At 41.9% G+C, this 16,638-nt stretch carries 14 protein-coding genes; 10 read left to right on the top strand and 4 right to left on the bottom strand.

The window, feature by feature from the left end; genetic code table 11:
* The first annotated feature begins 111 nt into the window (after positions 1-111).
* The 5 genes from HG263_RS11865 to HG263_RS11845 all read left to right on the top strand — a co-directional run bounded on the left by HG263_RS11865 (position 112) and on the right by HG263_RS11845 (position 8,533).
* The gene (locus tag HG263_RS11865) at positions 112-1,356 is read left to right on the top strand and encodes an aspartyl protease family protein (RefSeq protein ID WP_171626289.1); all 1,245 of its coding nucleotides are present in this window, start codon (positions 112-114) and stop codon (positions 1,354-1,356) included.
* Positions 1,357-1,580: 224 nt separating this feature from the next.
* Positions 1,581-2,744, top strand: a complete 1,164-nt coding sequence (locus HG263_RS11860) for an efflux RND transporter periplasmic adaptor subunit (RefSeq protein WP_171626288.1) — start codon at positions 1,581-1,583, stop codon at positions 2,742-2,744.
* 15 nt (positions 2,745-2,759) lie between these two features.
* Positions 2,760-5,900 (top strand): efflux RND transporter permease subunit, encoded by a 3,141-nt coding sequence (locus HG263_RS11855; RefSeq protein WP_171626287.1) that lies wholly within the window; start codon positions 2,760-2,762, stop codon positions 5,898-5,900.
* A 125-nt stretch (positions 5,901-6,025) separates the two neighbouring features.
* A complete protein-coding gene (locus tag HG263_RS11850) occupies positions 6,026-8,083 on the top strand; it encodes a prolyl oligopeptidase family serine peptidase (protein ID WP_171626286.1) in 2,058 nt (685 codons plus the stop codon).
* A 24-nt stretch (positions 8,084-8,107) separates the two neighbouring features.
* On the top strand, positions 8,108-8,533 hold the full coding sequence (locus HG263_RS11845) for a hypothetical protein (protein WP_171626285.1): 426 nt from the start codon (positions 8,108-8,110) through the stop codon (positions 8,531-8,533).
* Here HG263_RS11845 and HG263_RS11840 read toward each other — a convergent pair.
* The gene (locus HG263_RS11840; protein WP_171626283.1) at positions 8,501-8,974 is read right to left on the bottom strand and encodes a Dps family protein; all 474 of its coding nucleotides are present in this window, start codon (positions 8,972-8,974) and stop codon (positions 8,501-8,503) included. The two genes, HG263_RS11845 and HG263_RS11840, sit on opposite strands and share 33 nt — an antisense overlap.
* 374 nt (positions 8,975-9,348) lie before the next feature.
* On the opposite strand from HG263_RS11840, the gene HG263_RS11835 reads away from it, so the two are divergent.
* Positions 9,349-9,558 carry a hypothetical protein gene (locus tag HG263_RS11835; RefSeq protein ID WP_171626282.1) on the top strand — a complete coding sequence of 70 codons (210 nt, stop codon included), beginning with the start codon at positions 9,349-9,351 and terminating at the stop codon, positions 9,556-9,558.
* A 450-nt stretch (positions 9,559-10,008) separates the two neighbouring features.
* On the top strand, positions 10,009-10,257 hold the full coding sequence (locus tag HG263_RS11830) for a hypothetical protein (RefSeq protein ID WP_171626280.1): 249 nt from the start codon (positions 10,009-10,011) through the stop codon (positions 10,255-10,257).
* A gap of 118 nt (positions 10,258-10,375) precedes the next feature.
* Here HG263_RS11830 and HG263_RS11825 read toward each other — a convergent pair whose 3' ends face one another.
* Together HG263_RS11825 and HG263_RS11820 are read right to left on the bottom strand one after the other, a co-directional pair.
* Complete coding sequence (locus tag HG263_RS11825; protein WP_171626278.1) at positions 10,376-10,984, bottom strand: PGAP1-like alpha/beta domain-containing protein; 609 nt, start codon at positions 10,982-10,984, stop codon at positions 10,376-10,378.
* Between the two features lie 8 nt (positions 10,985-10,992).
* On the bottom strand, positions 10,993-11,529 hold the full coding sequence (locus tag HG263_RS11820; RefSeq protein ID WP_171626276.1) for a YaeQ family protein: 537 nt from the start codon (positions 11,527-11,529) through the stop codon (positions 10,993-10,995).
* 161 nt (positions 11,530-11,690) lie between these two features.
* Here HG263_RS11820 and ylqF point away from each other — a divergent pair, with 161 nt between their 5' ends.
* Complete coding sequence (gene ylqF / locus HG263_RS11815; protein WP_171626274.1) at positions 11,691-12,635, top strand: ribosome biogenesis GTPase YlqF; 945 nt, start codon at positions 11,691-11,693, stop codon at positions 12,633-12,635.
* Between the two features lie 16 nt (positions 12,636-12,651).
* On the opposite strand, the gene HG263_RS11810 is transcribed toward ylqF, so the two are convergent.
* A complete protein-coding gene (locus tag HG263_RS11810) occupies positions 12,652-14,067 on the bottom strand; it encodes a sensor domain-containing diguanylate cyclase (RefSeq protein WP_171626273.1) in 1,416 nt (471 codons plus the stop codon).
* A 917-nt stretch (positions 14,068-14,984) separates the two neighbouring features.
* Between HG263_RS11810 and HG263_RS11805 the strand changes: the two genes are divergently transcribed.
* On the top strand, positions 14,985-15,173 hold the full coding sequence (locus HG263_RS11805) for a LytTR family DNA-binding domain-containing protein (RefSeq protein ID WP_171626272.1): 189 nt from the start codon (positions 14,985-14,987) through the stop codon (positions 15,171-15,173).
* A 119-nt stretch (positions 15,174-15,292) separates the two neighbouring features.
* Positions 15,293-16,594: a GntP family permease gene (locus tag HG263_RS11800; protein WP_171626270.1), complete on the top strand. Its 1,302-nt coding sequence runs from the start codon at positions 15,293-15,295 to the stop codon at positions 16,592-16,594.
* Positions 16,595-16,638: the final 44 nt, after the last annotated feature.

Below are 16,638 nucleotides of genomic sequence, written 5' to 3'. Positions count from 1 at the left end.
TGTTTTTATTTTGTGGTGATGCTGACTATAGAAAACTTCAGAAACTCCTTCACGATTTTTTCACCTTTATTCTTTTATTTTGATAGTAATGAAATCAGCTTAGGGCTAGGTATGAAAAAGTATTTGTTAGTGACATTCTTGGTCATGTTATCGGGGTGCAGTTTTGTAAACACGGTCGGTATGAAGTGGGTAAATTCAGACCTCAAACCTATATGGCTGTCTGAGCAAACGAGCCTACCGTTAACGGCACACTTTGAAGGTGAAAAAAGTTATGTGTATGTAGATATTGATGGTCATCACTTAAAGATGCTCGTTGATAGTGGTGCAAGCTTTAGTGCTTTATTTGATACGCCTAAAGTTGAAAAAATGACGTTACCTAGACAAGCAGAGTTACTCATAGGTGGATGGGGAGATGAAGAGGGAAGCCTAGCTTATAAGACCCAAGTGAACGTGTTTGACCTGGGCAGTGTGCGCTTTAAAGATATGGTGTTGGCGGTGATCCCAGTTTCTACCAGTAAGTATTACTTGCGTGGTGATGAAGCTACATTCGATGGCATTATAGGTCATGATGTGATGCGTCACTTTGCATGGACGTTTGATAAAGTAGCGAAACAGATTGTACTATCAAACAAAGCTTACTCGGGCCAATTTAAGACTCATGCAGTATCATTTTCACGCTCGTTTAGTAAATTAAATATACCTGCAAGGTTTCAGCTAACAGCGGATCACACTGTAGATATGCCAATAGTGATAGATACAGGATCACGCCACTATTTAAAGCTAAGCGCGAAGTATATTGAACAACATAAACTGGATATGGGGCGACTTGTTGAAGCTGCCGACTTTGGTCTATCAGGCAAAACGCAGCACCAAAGAGGAAATGTAAAAAGTATCCAGATAGCAGACCTAACAGTATCTAATGTAAAAGCAAACTTTATACCCACGGAAGATGAAGATGAGCTGTGGATCATTGGAAATGCATTTTTAAATCAGTTTATATCTACCCTTGATTATCACACTAATACGCTGTATTTACGGCCTAGGGAACAGGGATTCCAATCACGTTACAACTTGTCTGGTTTGGAATTGAGAAAGTTGCGTAGTGGTTATTTTGTAGTGCGATCTGTGACATCAAACGCAATGAACACAGGCCTTGAGGTGGGAGACATTATTACTAAATTGGATAACCAAGATACCCCTGCCCTTAGCATGGATGACTGGCTAGATATCAGTAATGAGGCAAAAGCGCACCAGTTGTGCTGGGCTCGCTCACCTATCGATCAATTACGCGTGAACAAATCTCAGTGTAAAACAGTGACCTTTTCTAATATAACTGGCTTTAACGTTATGTATTAATAATACATGCAAGCGTGTATTTATCTATAAAGCGTATTGTTGAATTTCATCGGTGTGAGTAAGTAATGTGATTCTCAACTTGTTAGATGCACGTTGCTAAGGATCTTAACTATGGAAAGATCTTTTTTTATGTCAAAGTAAGAAACATAAAATTACAAATGTCACATTCTCCATGCGCGTATAATTGTTACTATAGGCATAGGAAAATTTTACAAGGTGAAGTCATGCAAACAAAAACTCTCAAATGGATATTGCCCCTTGCGGTATTAATGGTAGGCGTAGTCGGCGCTGTAGGTATAAATGCTATTGCAGCAGATCCACAAGCAAAGGAACCCATTGACAGTCGACCTGTGGTAGAAGTCGAGTCTATTTCAGCTTTAGACCACCAAGTAATGATCAATAGTTATGGTGAAGTTAAACCATTTGAACAAACCCAGCTGTCTGTACAAGTGTCTGGCGAAGTGACATATTGGCATCCTAGTTTTATTGCTGGCGGTATTGTGGCTCGTGGGGATGTGTTAATGCGCATCGAAAAAGACAACTATGAAGCCGCATTGCTACAAGCTCAAGCAGAGCTTTCACGTGCTAAAGCAGCTTTGATTGAAGAGCAAGCCCTTGCTGATGTTGCTGAAGATGAAGCACGACGCTTTCCTAGCAAAAAACACACTGATTTATTCCTTCGTAAACCGCAATTAATGAGCGCCAGAGCATCTGTTAAATCAGCAGAAGCAGCGCTGAAACGAGCACAGCGAGACTTAGATAATTGTGAAGTAGTTGCGCCATATGATGCGTTGGTTGTGTCACGCAATATAGGTTTAGGGCAGTTTGTTGGCGTGGGCACGTCGGTTGCACAGCTGAACAATATTGAATCTGCCGAAGTGATCATACCTATCGCAGGATTTGATAGTGCATTTTTGCCCAAAATAGTCGCAGGTACAAAAGCCAATGTAACGCAAAGTGGCTTAAATGGTTTTACTCGCGAAGCGGTGATCGACAGAGATTTAGGGGTGGTTGATACACAAACACGCATGGTGAATTTAGTGGTGAGAATTGACGACCCGTATGGCTTAAAATCGGATCAACCAGCCGTAAAGTTTGGGGCGTTTGTACAAGTAAACTTTGCGGGTAAAACACTTAATCGTATTTATCGTTTACCGCAAGACTTAGTGAATAATCAAACGGTATGGTTGTTAAATGATGACAACAAACTCGAACCTCGTAAGGTGCAAGTGATCCGCGAAGAAGGGGAGTTTTTCTTTGTCAATGTTGGCTTGAACGACAACGAGCGAATTGTTACTACAGTGCCTGAGTATCCGCAAAAAGGCATGGCGGTTAAGGTAGCAGGCGCTGACTCTTCAGATGCACAACCGTCTTCTCAAAAGCTTTAAGGGCGGGTGAATAGTATGAGTATGCAACAGCACGAAAAACAAACAGGCATTATCGCCTATTTTGCTAATAACTCAGTCGCCGCAAATTTATTGATGTGGTTTATCCTCATTGTCGGTATCGCATCATATTTTACGATTCAAAGACAAATGTTTCCAAACGTTGAGCTCAATTATATCAATGTGGAAGCGACTTACCCTGGTGCCTCACCGCAAGAAATCGAAGAAAGTATTTTAATTAAGATTGAAGAAGCACTTAAAGATGTGACTGAAATCGAAGAAGGGGTATATCGCGCTTTTCGTAATGGGGGGAGTGCAACACTAGAGATAGACCCAGATGTTGAGCTTGCCGATGTTATGGATAAAGTGAAGCTACGTGTTGATGGCATCGCGACTTTTCCAGCTGCGATGGAACCGTTAACGGTCAGTCAGCGAGAGTTTCGTCAAGATGTGATTGGTATGACAGTATCCGCTGACTTACCGCTAACAGACTTAAAACCCATTGCCAAAAATATTGAAGATGAATTACTGCAATTAAGCAATGTATCTTTGGTTGAAGTAAATGTGCCTTTAGATGAGATAGGCATAGAAATAGACCCAGATATGCTGCGCCAGTATAACCTGAGCATCAGTGACGTGACTGCGGCTATTAGAGCCTATTCAACCAATTTATCGGCGGGGCAACTGCGTACCGATGCTGGCATCATCTCAGTTCGAGTAGAAAACCAATCTTATAGTGGTGAGCAGTTCCGTCAGATCCCCGTGAAGGTTGGCGAGAATGGCGCGAAGCTGCTGCTCAAGGATGTAGCTGTGGTGAAGGATGAGTTCACAGAAGGTGAGCGTTACTTCAAGCTTAATGGCAAAAATGGCGTGTACATTGCGGTTAAAGCGACCAAAGAGCAAAACATGATCCCGATTGCCGAAACGGTTAAGGCCTATATTGAGCAAAAGAATGCACAATTGCCCGCAGGTGTAGAAATCGTCCCACTGGTTGATATGACTTATTATCTCAATGGTCGCTTAAACATGATGAAAACAAACCTGTTCCAAGGTGCAATTTTGGTTGCCATCATGTTATCAATTTTCTTGCGCTTTAAATTGGCATTGTGGGTAATGTTGGGTCTGCCTATTTGTTTCTTGGGTGCCATCATGACCATGCCACTACTTGGTATTACCATTAATGTCGTGTCTTTGTTTGCATTTATTATGGTGCTAGGGATTGTGGTGGACGATGCCATTGTCATAGGAGAAAGTGCCTACACTGAAATTGAAAACAAAGGGCCTGGCGTAGAAAACGTTGTACGAGGTGCAAAACGGGTGGCAACGCCTGCCACATTTGGGGTACTTACGACCATGGCGGTGTTTGCACCACTGATGTTCTCAAGTGGGCCTGATAGCTCTAACTTCATCTCAATTGCGGGGGTTGTATTACTGTGTTTGGCGTTTAGTTTAGTTGAATCTAAGCTTATTCTACCTGCCCACATAGCGCATACTAAGTTTGAGCCAATGGCTGAAAACAGCTGGCGAGTGCGTTTTAACAAGCGTTTTTTCAGTTTTGTAAATGGTCCGTATAAGCGCTTTGTGACTTTGTGTGTGCAATGGCGTTGGACGGTTCTGTTTGCCTTTGTTGGTATGTTTATTATGAGCATAACGCTTGTCACCAGTGGCGCGGTCAGAACTTTATTTGTACCTAAAATCCCCCATGATTTTCCTGCCATTAACTTGACCATGAATGATAATGCCTCAGACGAGCAAACCATTGCAGCTATTCGTCAGCTAGAGCAGCTAGTTATAGCTGAAGATAAGAAAATCGAGCAAGAATTTGGTAGTAAAATGGTTCGCGACATATTAGTAATGAACCAAGATAGAACTGAAGGTCGCATTTTAGCGCCCTTAGTTGATGAAGAGCTTCGCCCATTTAACACCTTTGAATTAACTCGTCGCTGGCGAGAGAACATGCCTGAAATTGCAGGTGTGAAATCTATTTTAATTGAAGAGGAGGTGATCAATTTAGGCCAAGATGGTGACTTTGGCTACCTATTGTATGGCTCTGATATAGAAACTTTAAATGCCGCAGGCCGTCAGTTGATCCGTATGCTACAAGAAGAAAAAGGCTTATTTGATATCAGCTCAACCATTGATCCTGCGAGCAAGGAGATCCAACTAGTATTGAAGCCAGTGGCTTATGACTTAGGGCTCTCTTTACAAGACATAGGTAATCAGGTTGGCGCAAGCTTTTATGGTGGTGAAGCGCAGCGTGTGATCCGAAATGGTGAAGAAGTACGCGTGATGGTGCGTTATCCTAAACTGACGCGAGAAGCATTTTCGTCATTAAAACACACCATGATCAAAACGCCCAAAGGCAAAGAGGTGATGCTAGGGGACGTTGTTAACCTGATTGAAAAGCCGGGGATCAGCTATATTCGTCGTGAAGAAGGTTATCGTACTGTTTATGTGTACGGCAATATTGATGAAGAAGTAGTAGAGCCTAATGCTGTTACTAAGCGTATTGATGATGATATTTTACCGCAGTTACTCAAAGACTTCCCATCGGTTAAAACTAAACTAGGGGGCTCGGTTGAAGAGCAACAAGCACAAGCGAATGAACAGCTCGTCTTCTTTATTGTTGGTATGTTGATTGTCTATATTTTGCTGGCTATTCCACTGAAAAGCTATGCACAACCACTGATTGTTATGTCAGTGATCCCGTTTAGTTTGGTTGGGGCTATTTGGGGGCATTTGTTCTTTGGTTTAGACTTGAGCATGATGTCTACCTACGGCATTATTGCAGCGGCAGGGGTTGTTATTAACGATTCTTTGGTGATGACAGACTTTGTTAATCAGGCACGCAAAGAAGGAGCGCATCTAAAAGAAGCGGTTATCAATGCAGGGTGTGCGCGCTTTAGAGCAATTACCTTAACATCTATTACCACCTTTGTCGGGGTATTACCGATTATGTTTGAAACCAGCTTACAGGCTATGTTTGTTATTCCGATGGCTGTATCGCTAGGCTTCGCCGTTGTGTTTGCTACGCTTATCACGCTCTTACTGGTGCCATGTCTATACATCATTATGACCGATGTAAGAGGCCTGTTCCGTGCTATGTGGCGTGGCTGTATAGGACTGTTCAAAGCCCGAAGCAAAGTACAAAACGCTTAGACGTTAAGCGCAAATATTGATAAAGGCCAATCATCAGATTGGCCTTTTGTATTTTGTAATGACAACACAGCGAGCATTTTTCAGCTGTGTTAGACTGCATAAAAAATAAAAATAGGAACACCGTAGTGACTGATAAACTATCTGCGCCAATTGCAAAAAAAATTCCTCACAGCATGACGCATCATGACCACACCCGAATCGACAATTACTATTGGATGCGTGATGATGAACGACAAGCGGAGCAAGTGATAGCACATCTTGAAAAAGAAAATCATTATGTAGAGCAAAATATGGCGCCTCATAAAGCGTTACAAAACGCCTTATTTGAAGAAATGAAGGGACGCATTGTTAAGGACGATAGCTCAGTACCAGTTAAAGATGGCAAATACTGGTATGTGAGCGATGTGCAAGGTGATGATGAGTATGCCAGTCACTACCGTGCATCGGATGAGCAACTGAGTGATAAAACGCTTTTGCTTAACATTAATGAATTGGCAAAAGGTTACGAGTACTACGATGTCGGTGAGATGACGATTAGCCCGAATGACACTACCTTGGCATATAGTGAAGACATTGATGGTAGACGTATTTATACCTTCCGGTTTAAAGACTTAAATAAAAATACGTATCTCGGTGATGTTTTAGAGAACACCGAAGGTCAATTAGTATGGGCGAATGACAATAAAACCGTATTCTACGTAAAAAAAGATGCACAAACGCTGTTGGGTTATCAAGTTTACCGTCATGTTCTGGGTACGCCGCAAAGTGATGATAGCCTAGTCTATGAAGAGCAAGATCGACAGTTCTATATGGAGCTGGGCAAGAGTCGTGATGACAGCGAGATTTACATACATCTAGCGGCAACAGAAACCAGCGATGTGCTGGCATTGGATGCTAATACGCCTATGGGTGAGTTTAGGCGCTTGTTACCGCGCCTTGAAGGTCACGAGTTTGGGATCGATAGGCTCGCTGGCGAGTATTTTATTTTATCAAATAATCATGCCAAAAACTTTCGCTTACTTAAGGCCAATGAGCAAACCATCGGCGATATGAGTCAATGGCAAGAGCTTATTGCCCATCGTGAACACATTCTGATAGAAGGTATGGAGCTATTTGATAGTCACTTTGTGATCACAGAACGAGAGCTAGGACAAATTCGTTTTGTTGTACATAACTATCAAGGTGAGAGCTATCAACTCAGTTTTGATGATGCATGTTATTATGCCGGGGTTGGATATAACCCTGAGTCAAGTGCCTCGACGGTACGAATTCATTATTCGAGTCTTACTACGCCAAGCTCGGTCTATGACTGTGACCTAACAACTGGACGTAAGATTTTACGCAAACAACAGCAAGTACTCGGTGATTTTGACGCGAAAAATTATGCATCGGAGCGATTGTTTGTTACTGCCAGAGATGGTGTCCAAGTGCCTGTGTCGCTAGTGTATCGCAAAGACACTTTTCATAAAGATGGCACTAACCCGCTCTTACAGTATGGCTATGGTTCTTACGGTATTACCATCGACCCTAGTTTTTCTAGCACGACATTATCGCTATTAGACCGAGGGTTTGTTTATGCCATTGCGCATATTCGAGGCTCAGAAATGTTGGGTCGTAATTGGTATGAGCAAGGGAAAAAAACCAATAAACAAAATACCTTCAATGATTTTATAGATGTCACTCGTGCGTTAATTGGGCAAGGCTATGGTCATCAAGACAAAATATTTGCGTCGGGAGGCAGTGCGGGTGGTTTATTGATGGGGGCTATTGTAAACCAAGCGCCTGAGCTCTATTTGGGGGTTGGGGTGCATGTACCATTTTTAGATGTGCTGACCACCATGCTAGATGAGTCAATTCCATTGACGACCAATGAATATGATGAGTGGGGCAACCCAAATGAAGAAGCCGCATATCAAACTATATTGCAATACTCACCGTATGATAATTTAACAGCGCAAGCTTACCCCAATATTTTGGTGACGACAGGATTACATGACTCTCAAGTGCAGTACTGGGAACCGATGAAATGGGTTGCGAAACTACGGGAGCTAAAAACCGATGATAATCTACTGCTATTTAAAACTGATATGGAAGCAGGTCACGGTGGCGCGTCTGGACGTTTTAAAAGTTTGCAAGATAAAGCACTAGAAATGGCGTTCTTTATTGCTTTATTATCAGATTAAATCGTTGTAAAAAAGGTAGGTTAGATGTTTATAGCTCACGGCCTTTGGCGCATTTTGATGCACCCACCCTATGCATACATGAGCATGAAAGGTGCATTTAACAAAGAAGGCGTCGTTGCTTTTCAAAGTGATTTAATGACAACCGCAAGCCAGTTTTCGCCGCAAAGCATTACCGAGGCGGTTGTTGACTTAAGTGAGTTTGAAATGAGTACGGCGGATAGTATTGAAGATACTCGCCAGTATTTTCAAGGAGCAACACAGCGAGGGTTAAGGAAAGCGAATTATATTGGAGCTAATGCCTTAGCTCGCAATATGCTGGCTCAGTTGTGGCAAAACACCACAACTGAGCCATGCTTTTATAGTTCAATGAATGAGCTGCTATCGAAGCAGCCTCACCACAAAGAGAATATTGAACGTTTAGTTAAGATAAGCTTTAAGCATCCAGACTAACTTTTCTTGCTCTTTGATATAGTCACTCATCAGCGCGGCGGTGCCTTCATCTTGTGCATCGCTCGCTTGTTCTAAAATTGCACGCTGCATAGCAATTAAGGTTTTGTAACCGCTTAGTAAGTTGTTTAAGGCATCTGCGCCATCGCTGATATTTTTTGCCTCTGCAATTTTACTGTTTTCAAGGTAGTCAGAAAATGCATGTAATGGCTTACCTTCGATGGTTAAAATACGCTCGGCAATTTCATCTACTTTTAATAACAGTAGGTTGTAAATTTCTTCAAATTTAAGGTGCAATTCAAAAAAGTTACGGCCTTTGATATTCCAGTGAAAACCACGGGCATTCATATATTGAATTTGGTAACTGCTTAATAATGTGTTCAGTGCGCTAACTAATGCTTGGCTTTTTTGATTGTCTAAACCAATTGAGTTTGTCGTGTTCATAATATGCTCCTTGTTTTGATGTGCTCAGTATGGGTGAAAAGCTTGTCCATGACTATCGAGTAAAATCTATGCATCCAATCGAAAAAATAAATCAAGCATAAATTTTTATTTACCTTCTCAATAATAGACCTATGGGCGAATAATGGAATTTCTACCATTAACCGTAAAACTCATGATTTCTCACTAGTTCAGTTGTTTGATCTGGGAATAAAGCTTGCCAATATTTTAGTGTTTTGCATGAAAATTGATCTAAAACAAGAGTGGGTCAACAGCGCGTGACTAGCAAAATCAGCATTTGATTTAGGTCAAAAAATCACCTTCTCGTAGGCGCATAATGAACTTGTCATTAAGCAAAGTCATTTAAGGAGAAGGTTATGCAAGGTAAAACTGCATCACAACATAAATCAGAGATCATCGTTGTTTGTATCGCATTGCTTGCATTTGTGGTGGGATTAGTTGGCCATCTTGCGGGGGCCAGTTTTGCCAATTCCGATGCATTTGGTTACATCGCCGCACCTGTGCCTCTACTTACCGGTATCATTGCGCTTATTGCCTATAAAGTTGCAGCAAACGGCGATCATTGAGCTACCCCTTAAAGTGCAGGTGAAGATAGCTCACCTGCGCTCTACCCATTTGACACAACGTTATGGTGCTAAACTGAACAGTGAACTTGCGGCAACCATCACTATCTGCTTTTTGTGCAAGTGATGCTTCTATCTCATTACCTATCTTAATTTATTAATAATACAAACGCTCTATAACGCTTCTTATGATTGGCTCGCCATTTTGTCAACTTCCTACGTGGCTACTAAAACATAACGAACTCAAATCCGTTTTTATAAATAATTCATACTGGCTGATGCCGCAATACGGGAGTTGCTTGCTAGTGGCCATTCAATGCACGGAACGAAAAGTGTTCAACCCCGTGTAGTCAATGATGTTGTAAAATGTGTAAACTCTGATGTAGGCTAAAGTAATATAGTAAGTCGTTAGAACTTGCTTTATCTATTAGCAACAAAGTAAAGGAATGCACTATGGAATTTGGAGCACAAATTACCCCCTACTATATCGTAGCCACCGTGTTTATGATGTTTGTTCACTTGGTACTGGCCTATGGGGTGTATCATGAAGCGGAGCAAGTGAAAAAGCGTGAGCAGAAGTTGTGGTTTCTTGGCTCGTTCTTTTGGTTTTTGTTGACTTTGAGTGTCGGAATTTTTGCCGCAGCGGCGTTTTGGCTGATGCATTGCTCTAACCTTAAAGACACGGTTGTTAAAGCACGGTGATGTTTTAAGATGATTTTTTGAGCGATCTCGACTTTCGTTATGGTGATAAAATCTTTGTAGCGATGCGCTGTTCTTCTTGTTGCAGAATCTTATGCAAACGATGCGTCTATCGTGGTGGTTAATTATCGTCTTGGCTTAGTAGCTGTAGGATATACTGCATTACCTGGCGTGAATAAATCATGGACGTATGGCTTAAATGAAACACCTTGTGTTCAGCCATGCCTTTGAGCTTAGTCTCTTCAAGGAGTACGGTGCCATCTGAGCGACTGCCTTTTTTTAACAGTGGCATAAGGCCAATAGGTAAGTCGCCGGCGATGCTGTATAGCTTGGCTTTAAAGGGCCAGTCATGATTATCACTGAGTAAGAATTCAATACTGTCTTTGAGCAACATATCAAAGCCTTTATCATGCATGTGTTGGGCAATGGCACTGCCTTTGTGTGGTGTGCCTAGGGTGATCACTTTTTTGACCCAGTGGTTTTGCTCAGAATTATGTTCCAGATAGGCTCTGGCCACTAAGCCACCCATTGAGTGGCAAACAAGGGCGGTAGGCTGCTGGTTGATAAATTCATCAATGGCAGCAAATATGGCGTGCTTATTAGGTGAAAGCGTATTGTAACTGAGGTTTAATATCTCAAATCCTTCTTTTTCAAGCTTGGTGCAAAGTGGATGCATTACAAACCCAGACATATACAAACCGTGTAATACCACCACACGCTTTATCGCCATATTAACTCCTATTTTAATAACTCAGGGGTGCAATGTACGCTGTTTTGTTCATCGCTTACCCATATTTCACCGTCTTGTACTGTTACGGTTAAAGATAGTGAGCGTGCCGCCATTTTTGCTAATTGTTCAGTGGCTGAATAGGGGAGGCTGACGATAGATAAATTATTATAGTGTGCCAGCTTAGACTGATTCTTTTGCCACCAAATAGCTTGTGTATTTTCGCCATAGGTATAAAGCACAACCCGCTTAGAGCGATTACAGGCTTTTTTCAGTCGCTTTTCGTCAGGTAAGCCCAGTTCTATCCATAACTCAATTTCACCACTGTAATTTTTTACCCAAATCTCAGGCTCATCGTCGGCACATAACCCTTTGGTAAATTCTAACTGTTCCTGATACTGCAGTGCATACGCGAGTAACCTTACCATCAAACGCTGTTCGTTCTCCGATGGGTGTTGCGCTACCGTCACAGAAAGCGTTTGATAGACATGTCTATCCATATCACTCAGTGATAGCTGTGTTTTTATAATAGTTGACTTTAACGCCATATGAATCGATACCCATGTAAAATGATGCGCGCAGTATACTTGAGTTATCCGTTATATTCGGCTTTGAAATTGATAAAAACAGAAATTTTTCGCGCTATTAAGGTAATTTTGTCTATACCTAGGTAAAATGGCGCTTTTATTTGTACTTGTAGGAGAAAAATATGGCCATCCAGTGGTTTCCTGGGCATATGAATAAGGCTCGTAATGAGATCAAAGAGATCATGCCGCAGATGGATGTGATCATAGAAGTGTTGGATGCACGTATTCCTTACAGTAGTGAAAACCCTATGGTGTCGGCGCTTCGTGGGGATAAGCCGGTCATCAAAATACTCAACAAAGCCGATTTAGCCGATCCAGAACTGACACAGCAATGGATGAGTTACTTTGAGCAAGAAAATGGGGTTAAAGCGCTGTCGTTTGGTCATGATAAAGCCTCAGAAGTACATAAAATTAATGAGTTATGTAAAAAGTTAGCGCCACAAAAAGTGGGTGCTGATAAACAGCTTAAAGCCATGATCATGGGTATTCCAAACGTAGGTAAATCTACTCTCATTAATATTTTGGCCGGGCGCATCGTTGCCAAGACGGGTAACGAACCGGCGGTTACTAAAGCACAGCAGCGTATCAAGTTAGACGACGGTATAATGCTATACGACACACCAGGCATGTTATGGCCTAAAGTAGAAAATGAAAACTCTGGTTATCGATTGGCTGCAACAGGGGCGATTCGTGATACTGCCATTGACTATGAAGAAGTGGCAAGTTATACCGCAGAATACCTTTTACAGGCTTATCCTCAGCTGCTTAAAACACGCTATAAAATTGATGAACTACCAGAACAAGATTGGGAGTTTATCGAAATGGCCGGTAAAAAGCGCGGTTGTATTCGAGGCGGCAATCAAATTGATACGCACAAGATGTCAGAAATCTTAATTAATGAACTGCGTGATGCTGTGATTGGTCGCATTACTATGGAAACACCGCAAATGCGCGAAGAAGAAGAAGTGATGGTTGCGCAATTGCGCGCTGAAGCTGAAGCGAAAAAAGCGGCAAAAGAAGAAGAGAAACGTCAACGTCGCGCTCGCGCGCGTAAAAATAGACGCTAACTCTATATTGGCTGCCCTACGCAGCCATCTCGACTCTATTTCTGCCTAGCCGTTTTGCCCGATACAAAGCGTCATCAGCACGTTTAATAAAATCATCTTCACTTTCTTGTGGTTGATACTGGGCTACGCCAATACTGATGGTGATAGGTACGATACAATCACAAGCAGTGAGTTTTTCTCTTAAGCGTTCACCAAATTGCGTTGCATGGTCTATGTAGGCATTAGGCATCAAAATCATAAACTCTTCACCGCCCCAGCGGCAAATAACATCGCTGCTATCGGCAACGGCCACACAGAGTTCAGCAAAGTGCTTTAACACTTGATCGCCAACTAAGTGGCCATGCTGGTCGTTAACTTGCTTAAAGTGATCAATATCTAAAAGCAGTAAGCTCAGCGGTACTCGGCCAGGTTTAGCACGTAAAATATGGCGCTGTAATAGAGGTTCAAAAGCTTGGCGATTTAATACATTACACAGTTTGTCTGTTAATGCGATGGTCTCTAAGCGTTTTTGATACTGGTTAAAAGTCAGCTGAGCAATGGCCAAAATACATAAGGTGATCACCATACCTAACAACAGGTTGGCTATCAGTGCATCGGTTAATTTTGTTTCTGGTGTAAAGGTTTGCTCAACCATTAAGTGCCAGCCCAAGTCAGAGATATAACGTGAGTTGATCAGCCGTTGCATGCCTTGGCGTTTAATAGCAAATTTATAGCTTGTTTGGCTGAGAATCGCATCTAAGTGTTCGGGAAATTCGGATACCAGAGATTGGCTGGGCATTTTATTTTGGTTATAAAAAATCAGCCTGCCTTGATGGTCTGCAAAATAGACTTTACGTTTGTACTGGCTTTGGTAATAGTTGATCAGGTGCTGTAAGTCATCTAGTTGAATACCAACCCCTGTCACGCCGAGCAGTTCATTATTTGCGATGATTTTATGGTTTACGTACACAATAGGATTAAAGTTGTCCTGTGGTGATACGTCAACATTTAACACATAATCGAGTTTTGTATAGTTTAATACTTCGCTGTACCAAGCTGCTTCTGGGGAGGTTAAGTTAAGCTGGTTGGTTCGACCATCAAAGTGGTAGTACTTTTTTGTACGATGGTCGACTAAGAAACTGGTCTGGCTTTTAAAGAGCGTTTTTGTTTTTTTCAAAAAAGCAAAGAGTTGGTCTGCATCACCTTGGTTATTTTTAAGCCACAGATGAACAAAGTGGTTTTGTGCCATGCTTTGGGCAACATAAATTGGCCCTTGTAGCTGCTTTTGTAAATCAGTGCTAATTAAATGGCTAGTAAGAGGAAGCGCGTCATCAACAATACCCTCGCTCAGCGAATGGTGAGCCATGTGATAGCTAAACCAGCTAGTAAAAGTAAACCCAGCCAATAACAACAGAGTTAATGTGATATTACAGCGGCGTCGAGCATGGTCCATGAGTATTTTTATTATTCACGCTTGAAGTGGACAGCATTATACACGTGTTGATTTTATAGTCGATTACAGCGAATTACAGTGTTAAATATGGACATAAAAAAAGCCCGCAAGGGGCTTTTTAAGTTTCATATCTACCGTCACCGATATGAGCAATGTAGCAAGTAAAATAGTGAGTGGTACAGTGTAAATAGTTACCTGAACCTAGCAGTTAACGTTTGCCAAACGTGGAACAAGGTTATCAACAATAAGAGTAACAAAATGCGTGTCGCTACGCTTTGTTGAGATTGATTATCAATTAGATCTTCGTGAGTGTCAACACCTAAATGATATTAATTATCATTTGATTTTTGCGGGGGAGATAAGATTACTCAAAACAAATAAATAGGCATAAAAAAAGCCCACAAGGGGCTTTTTAGTGTCATATCTACCGTCACCGATATGAGCAATGTAGCAAGTAAAATAGTGAATTGGTTGAAAGTGTTTGCATCAAGGGGCGTTGCTGCAAACACACTCAACCTGTGGCTGTTTTCGTGCGCCACACGTCTGTTTCAGGGTCGAGAAACAATATGAGTTATCCAACAAAGTGAGCCGTCAATCTCGCTTTGTTGAGATTGATTATCAATTAGATCTTTCAACCTGTCAATATTTAAATGAGATTTATTTTTATTTGCGTTTGTTGCAATGGTTAAACAATCCTCGCCTTGTTTTTAGCGCAATTTAAAAAGAAACCGTGCTAATTCGTCATAAATTAAGAAACACAACGATGAGATTTGCTACGGTATTTGTAACTTTTAAGGAGACCGATCACTATGATAAGAATTTTATATACTCTGATACTTTTGTGCGTAATACCAACACAGGCGCAAGTTGAACAATGGCGAGGCAAGCTTGTAGGTACTTTTACGTAAAGAAAAGCGATGCCATTGGTTTTTTCACGCCTTACCAAACAAGCCCAGTCGCGACTTAGCCTAGAGGGAATGTATTCGGGGCCACTTGATATTAACGTTAATCAGATAACAGCGATTGAAATACAAGTCGGAGGTTCTTTAAAAGTGACTATGGGTAATAAAAATAAAGTCCCTTTGTCACGCAAGCAAGCCGAGTAGTTCAAACAAAGGTGGCGTTTATAGTCGCATTAATTAGAACTTTAGCTCTTGAATCTGATGCGTTTTTGTTCAATGCTAAAGCCATGTTGTTCTGAAAAATAATAATAATAGGGACTTTAATGCTGAGTATGTTTGGGCTTGTTGGTGCGTTAGCACTACTCATTTTCTTGACGCTGCGCGGAATGAATCTGTTTCTTTGTGCACCCTTGTGCGCTTTGTTGGTGGCATTAAGCAGTGGTATCACGCTTTTCCCCTTGGGTTCTGAAGTGGATTTTATCAGTAGCTACATGAGTGGTTTCAGTGGCTTTATTCAGGCTTGGTTTTTTATGTTTTTGCTTGGCTCGCTGTTTGGTAAATTCATGGAAGATACAGGGGCTGCTGATGCGGTGGCGCACTATATTGTCGGCAAACTGGGTATGAAATACGCTGTGTTAGCTGTGGTACTTGCTTGTGCTTTGTTAACCTACGGCGGAGTAAGTGTATTTATAGTGGCCTTTTCGGTTTTTCCTATGGCACTGAGTTTATTTAAAGATGCTAACTTGCCAAGGCGATTTATCCCGGCCACGCTGGCGTTTGGCTCGGTGACGTTTACGATGACCTCTGCGGGCTCCCCTGAAATTCAAAATTGGATACCGATTAAATATTTAGGCACCTCGCCTTATGCTGCATGGCAAGAAAGCCTCATCGTGGCCGTATTCATGGCAATTTTAGGGTATTTTTTGTTGGTGAGAATGATCAAAAAAGCACAGCAAAATGGTGAAGTATTTGAGGCGCGCGGTGATGACCCTTTGCAATCAAAACGGCAATTGCCGCACCCTATCACCGGCCTTATTCCGTTGCTGGTGGTACTCACTTTATCATTTATGTTGCATGAAGCGCTTCAGCAAAGCGCCCTAATTGTGGCTTTACTCGGTGGGGTTTTGAGTATTTTATTACTTAATTTCAAACATTTTGTAAATGTGCAACAAGCGATCAACTTAGGAACAACTGGGGCGCTCGTCGCAATTGGAAATACGGCAGCGGTGGTTGGTTTTGGTGCTGTCGCTAAAGTCACACCTGCTTTTCAAGATGCGGTAGCGTTAATGACGCAAATTCCTGGCAACGAATTATTGGGAGCTGCAATTGCGGTAAGTGTGATTGCAGGCCTTACGGGGTCTGCTTCGGGTGGACAAGCAATTGCTTTACCATTGGTTGCACCACATTACATCGACCTTGGAGTCAACAACTCGGAACTTCATCGTGTTGTGGCCATTAGTTCTGGTGCGATAGATACATTGCCACATAACGGCTATGTGGTAACCACAGTCAGAGCAATCTGCAAAGAAACCCATCAAGCCGCCTATTGGCCGCTAGCAATGCTTACCGTGCTTGTGCCTTTATTGGGGCTAGGGCTGATTCTTGGTTTGTTTATATTGTTTTAATAGCATAATTGTAGCGAACGAGGCTTAAAAGGCCCCTATTTACT

It is taken from the genome of Pseudoalteromonas caenipelagi (genome assembly GCF_013140855.1).
Classification (GTDB): Bacteria; Pseudomonadota; Gammaproteobacteria; order Enterobacterales; family Alteromonadaceae; genus Pseudoalteromonas; species Pseudoalteromonas caenipelagi.
This window is presented reverse-complemented; position numbering and strand designations above follow the sequence as displayed.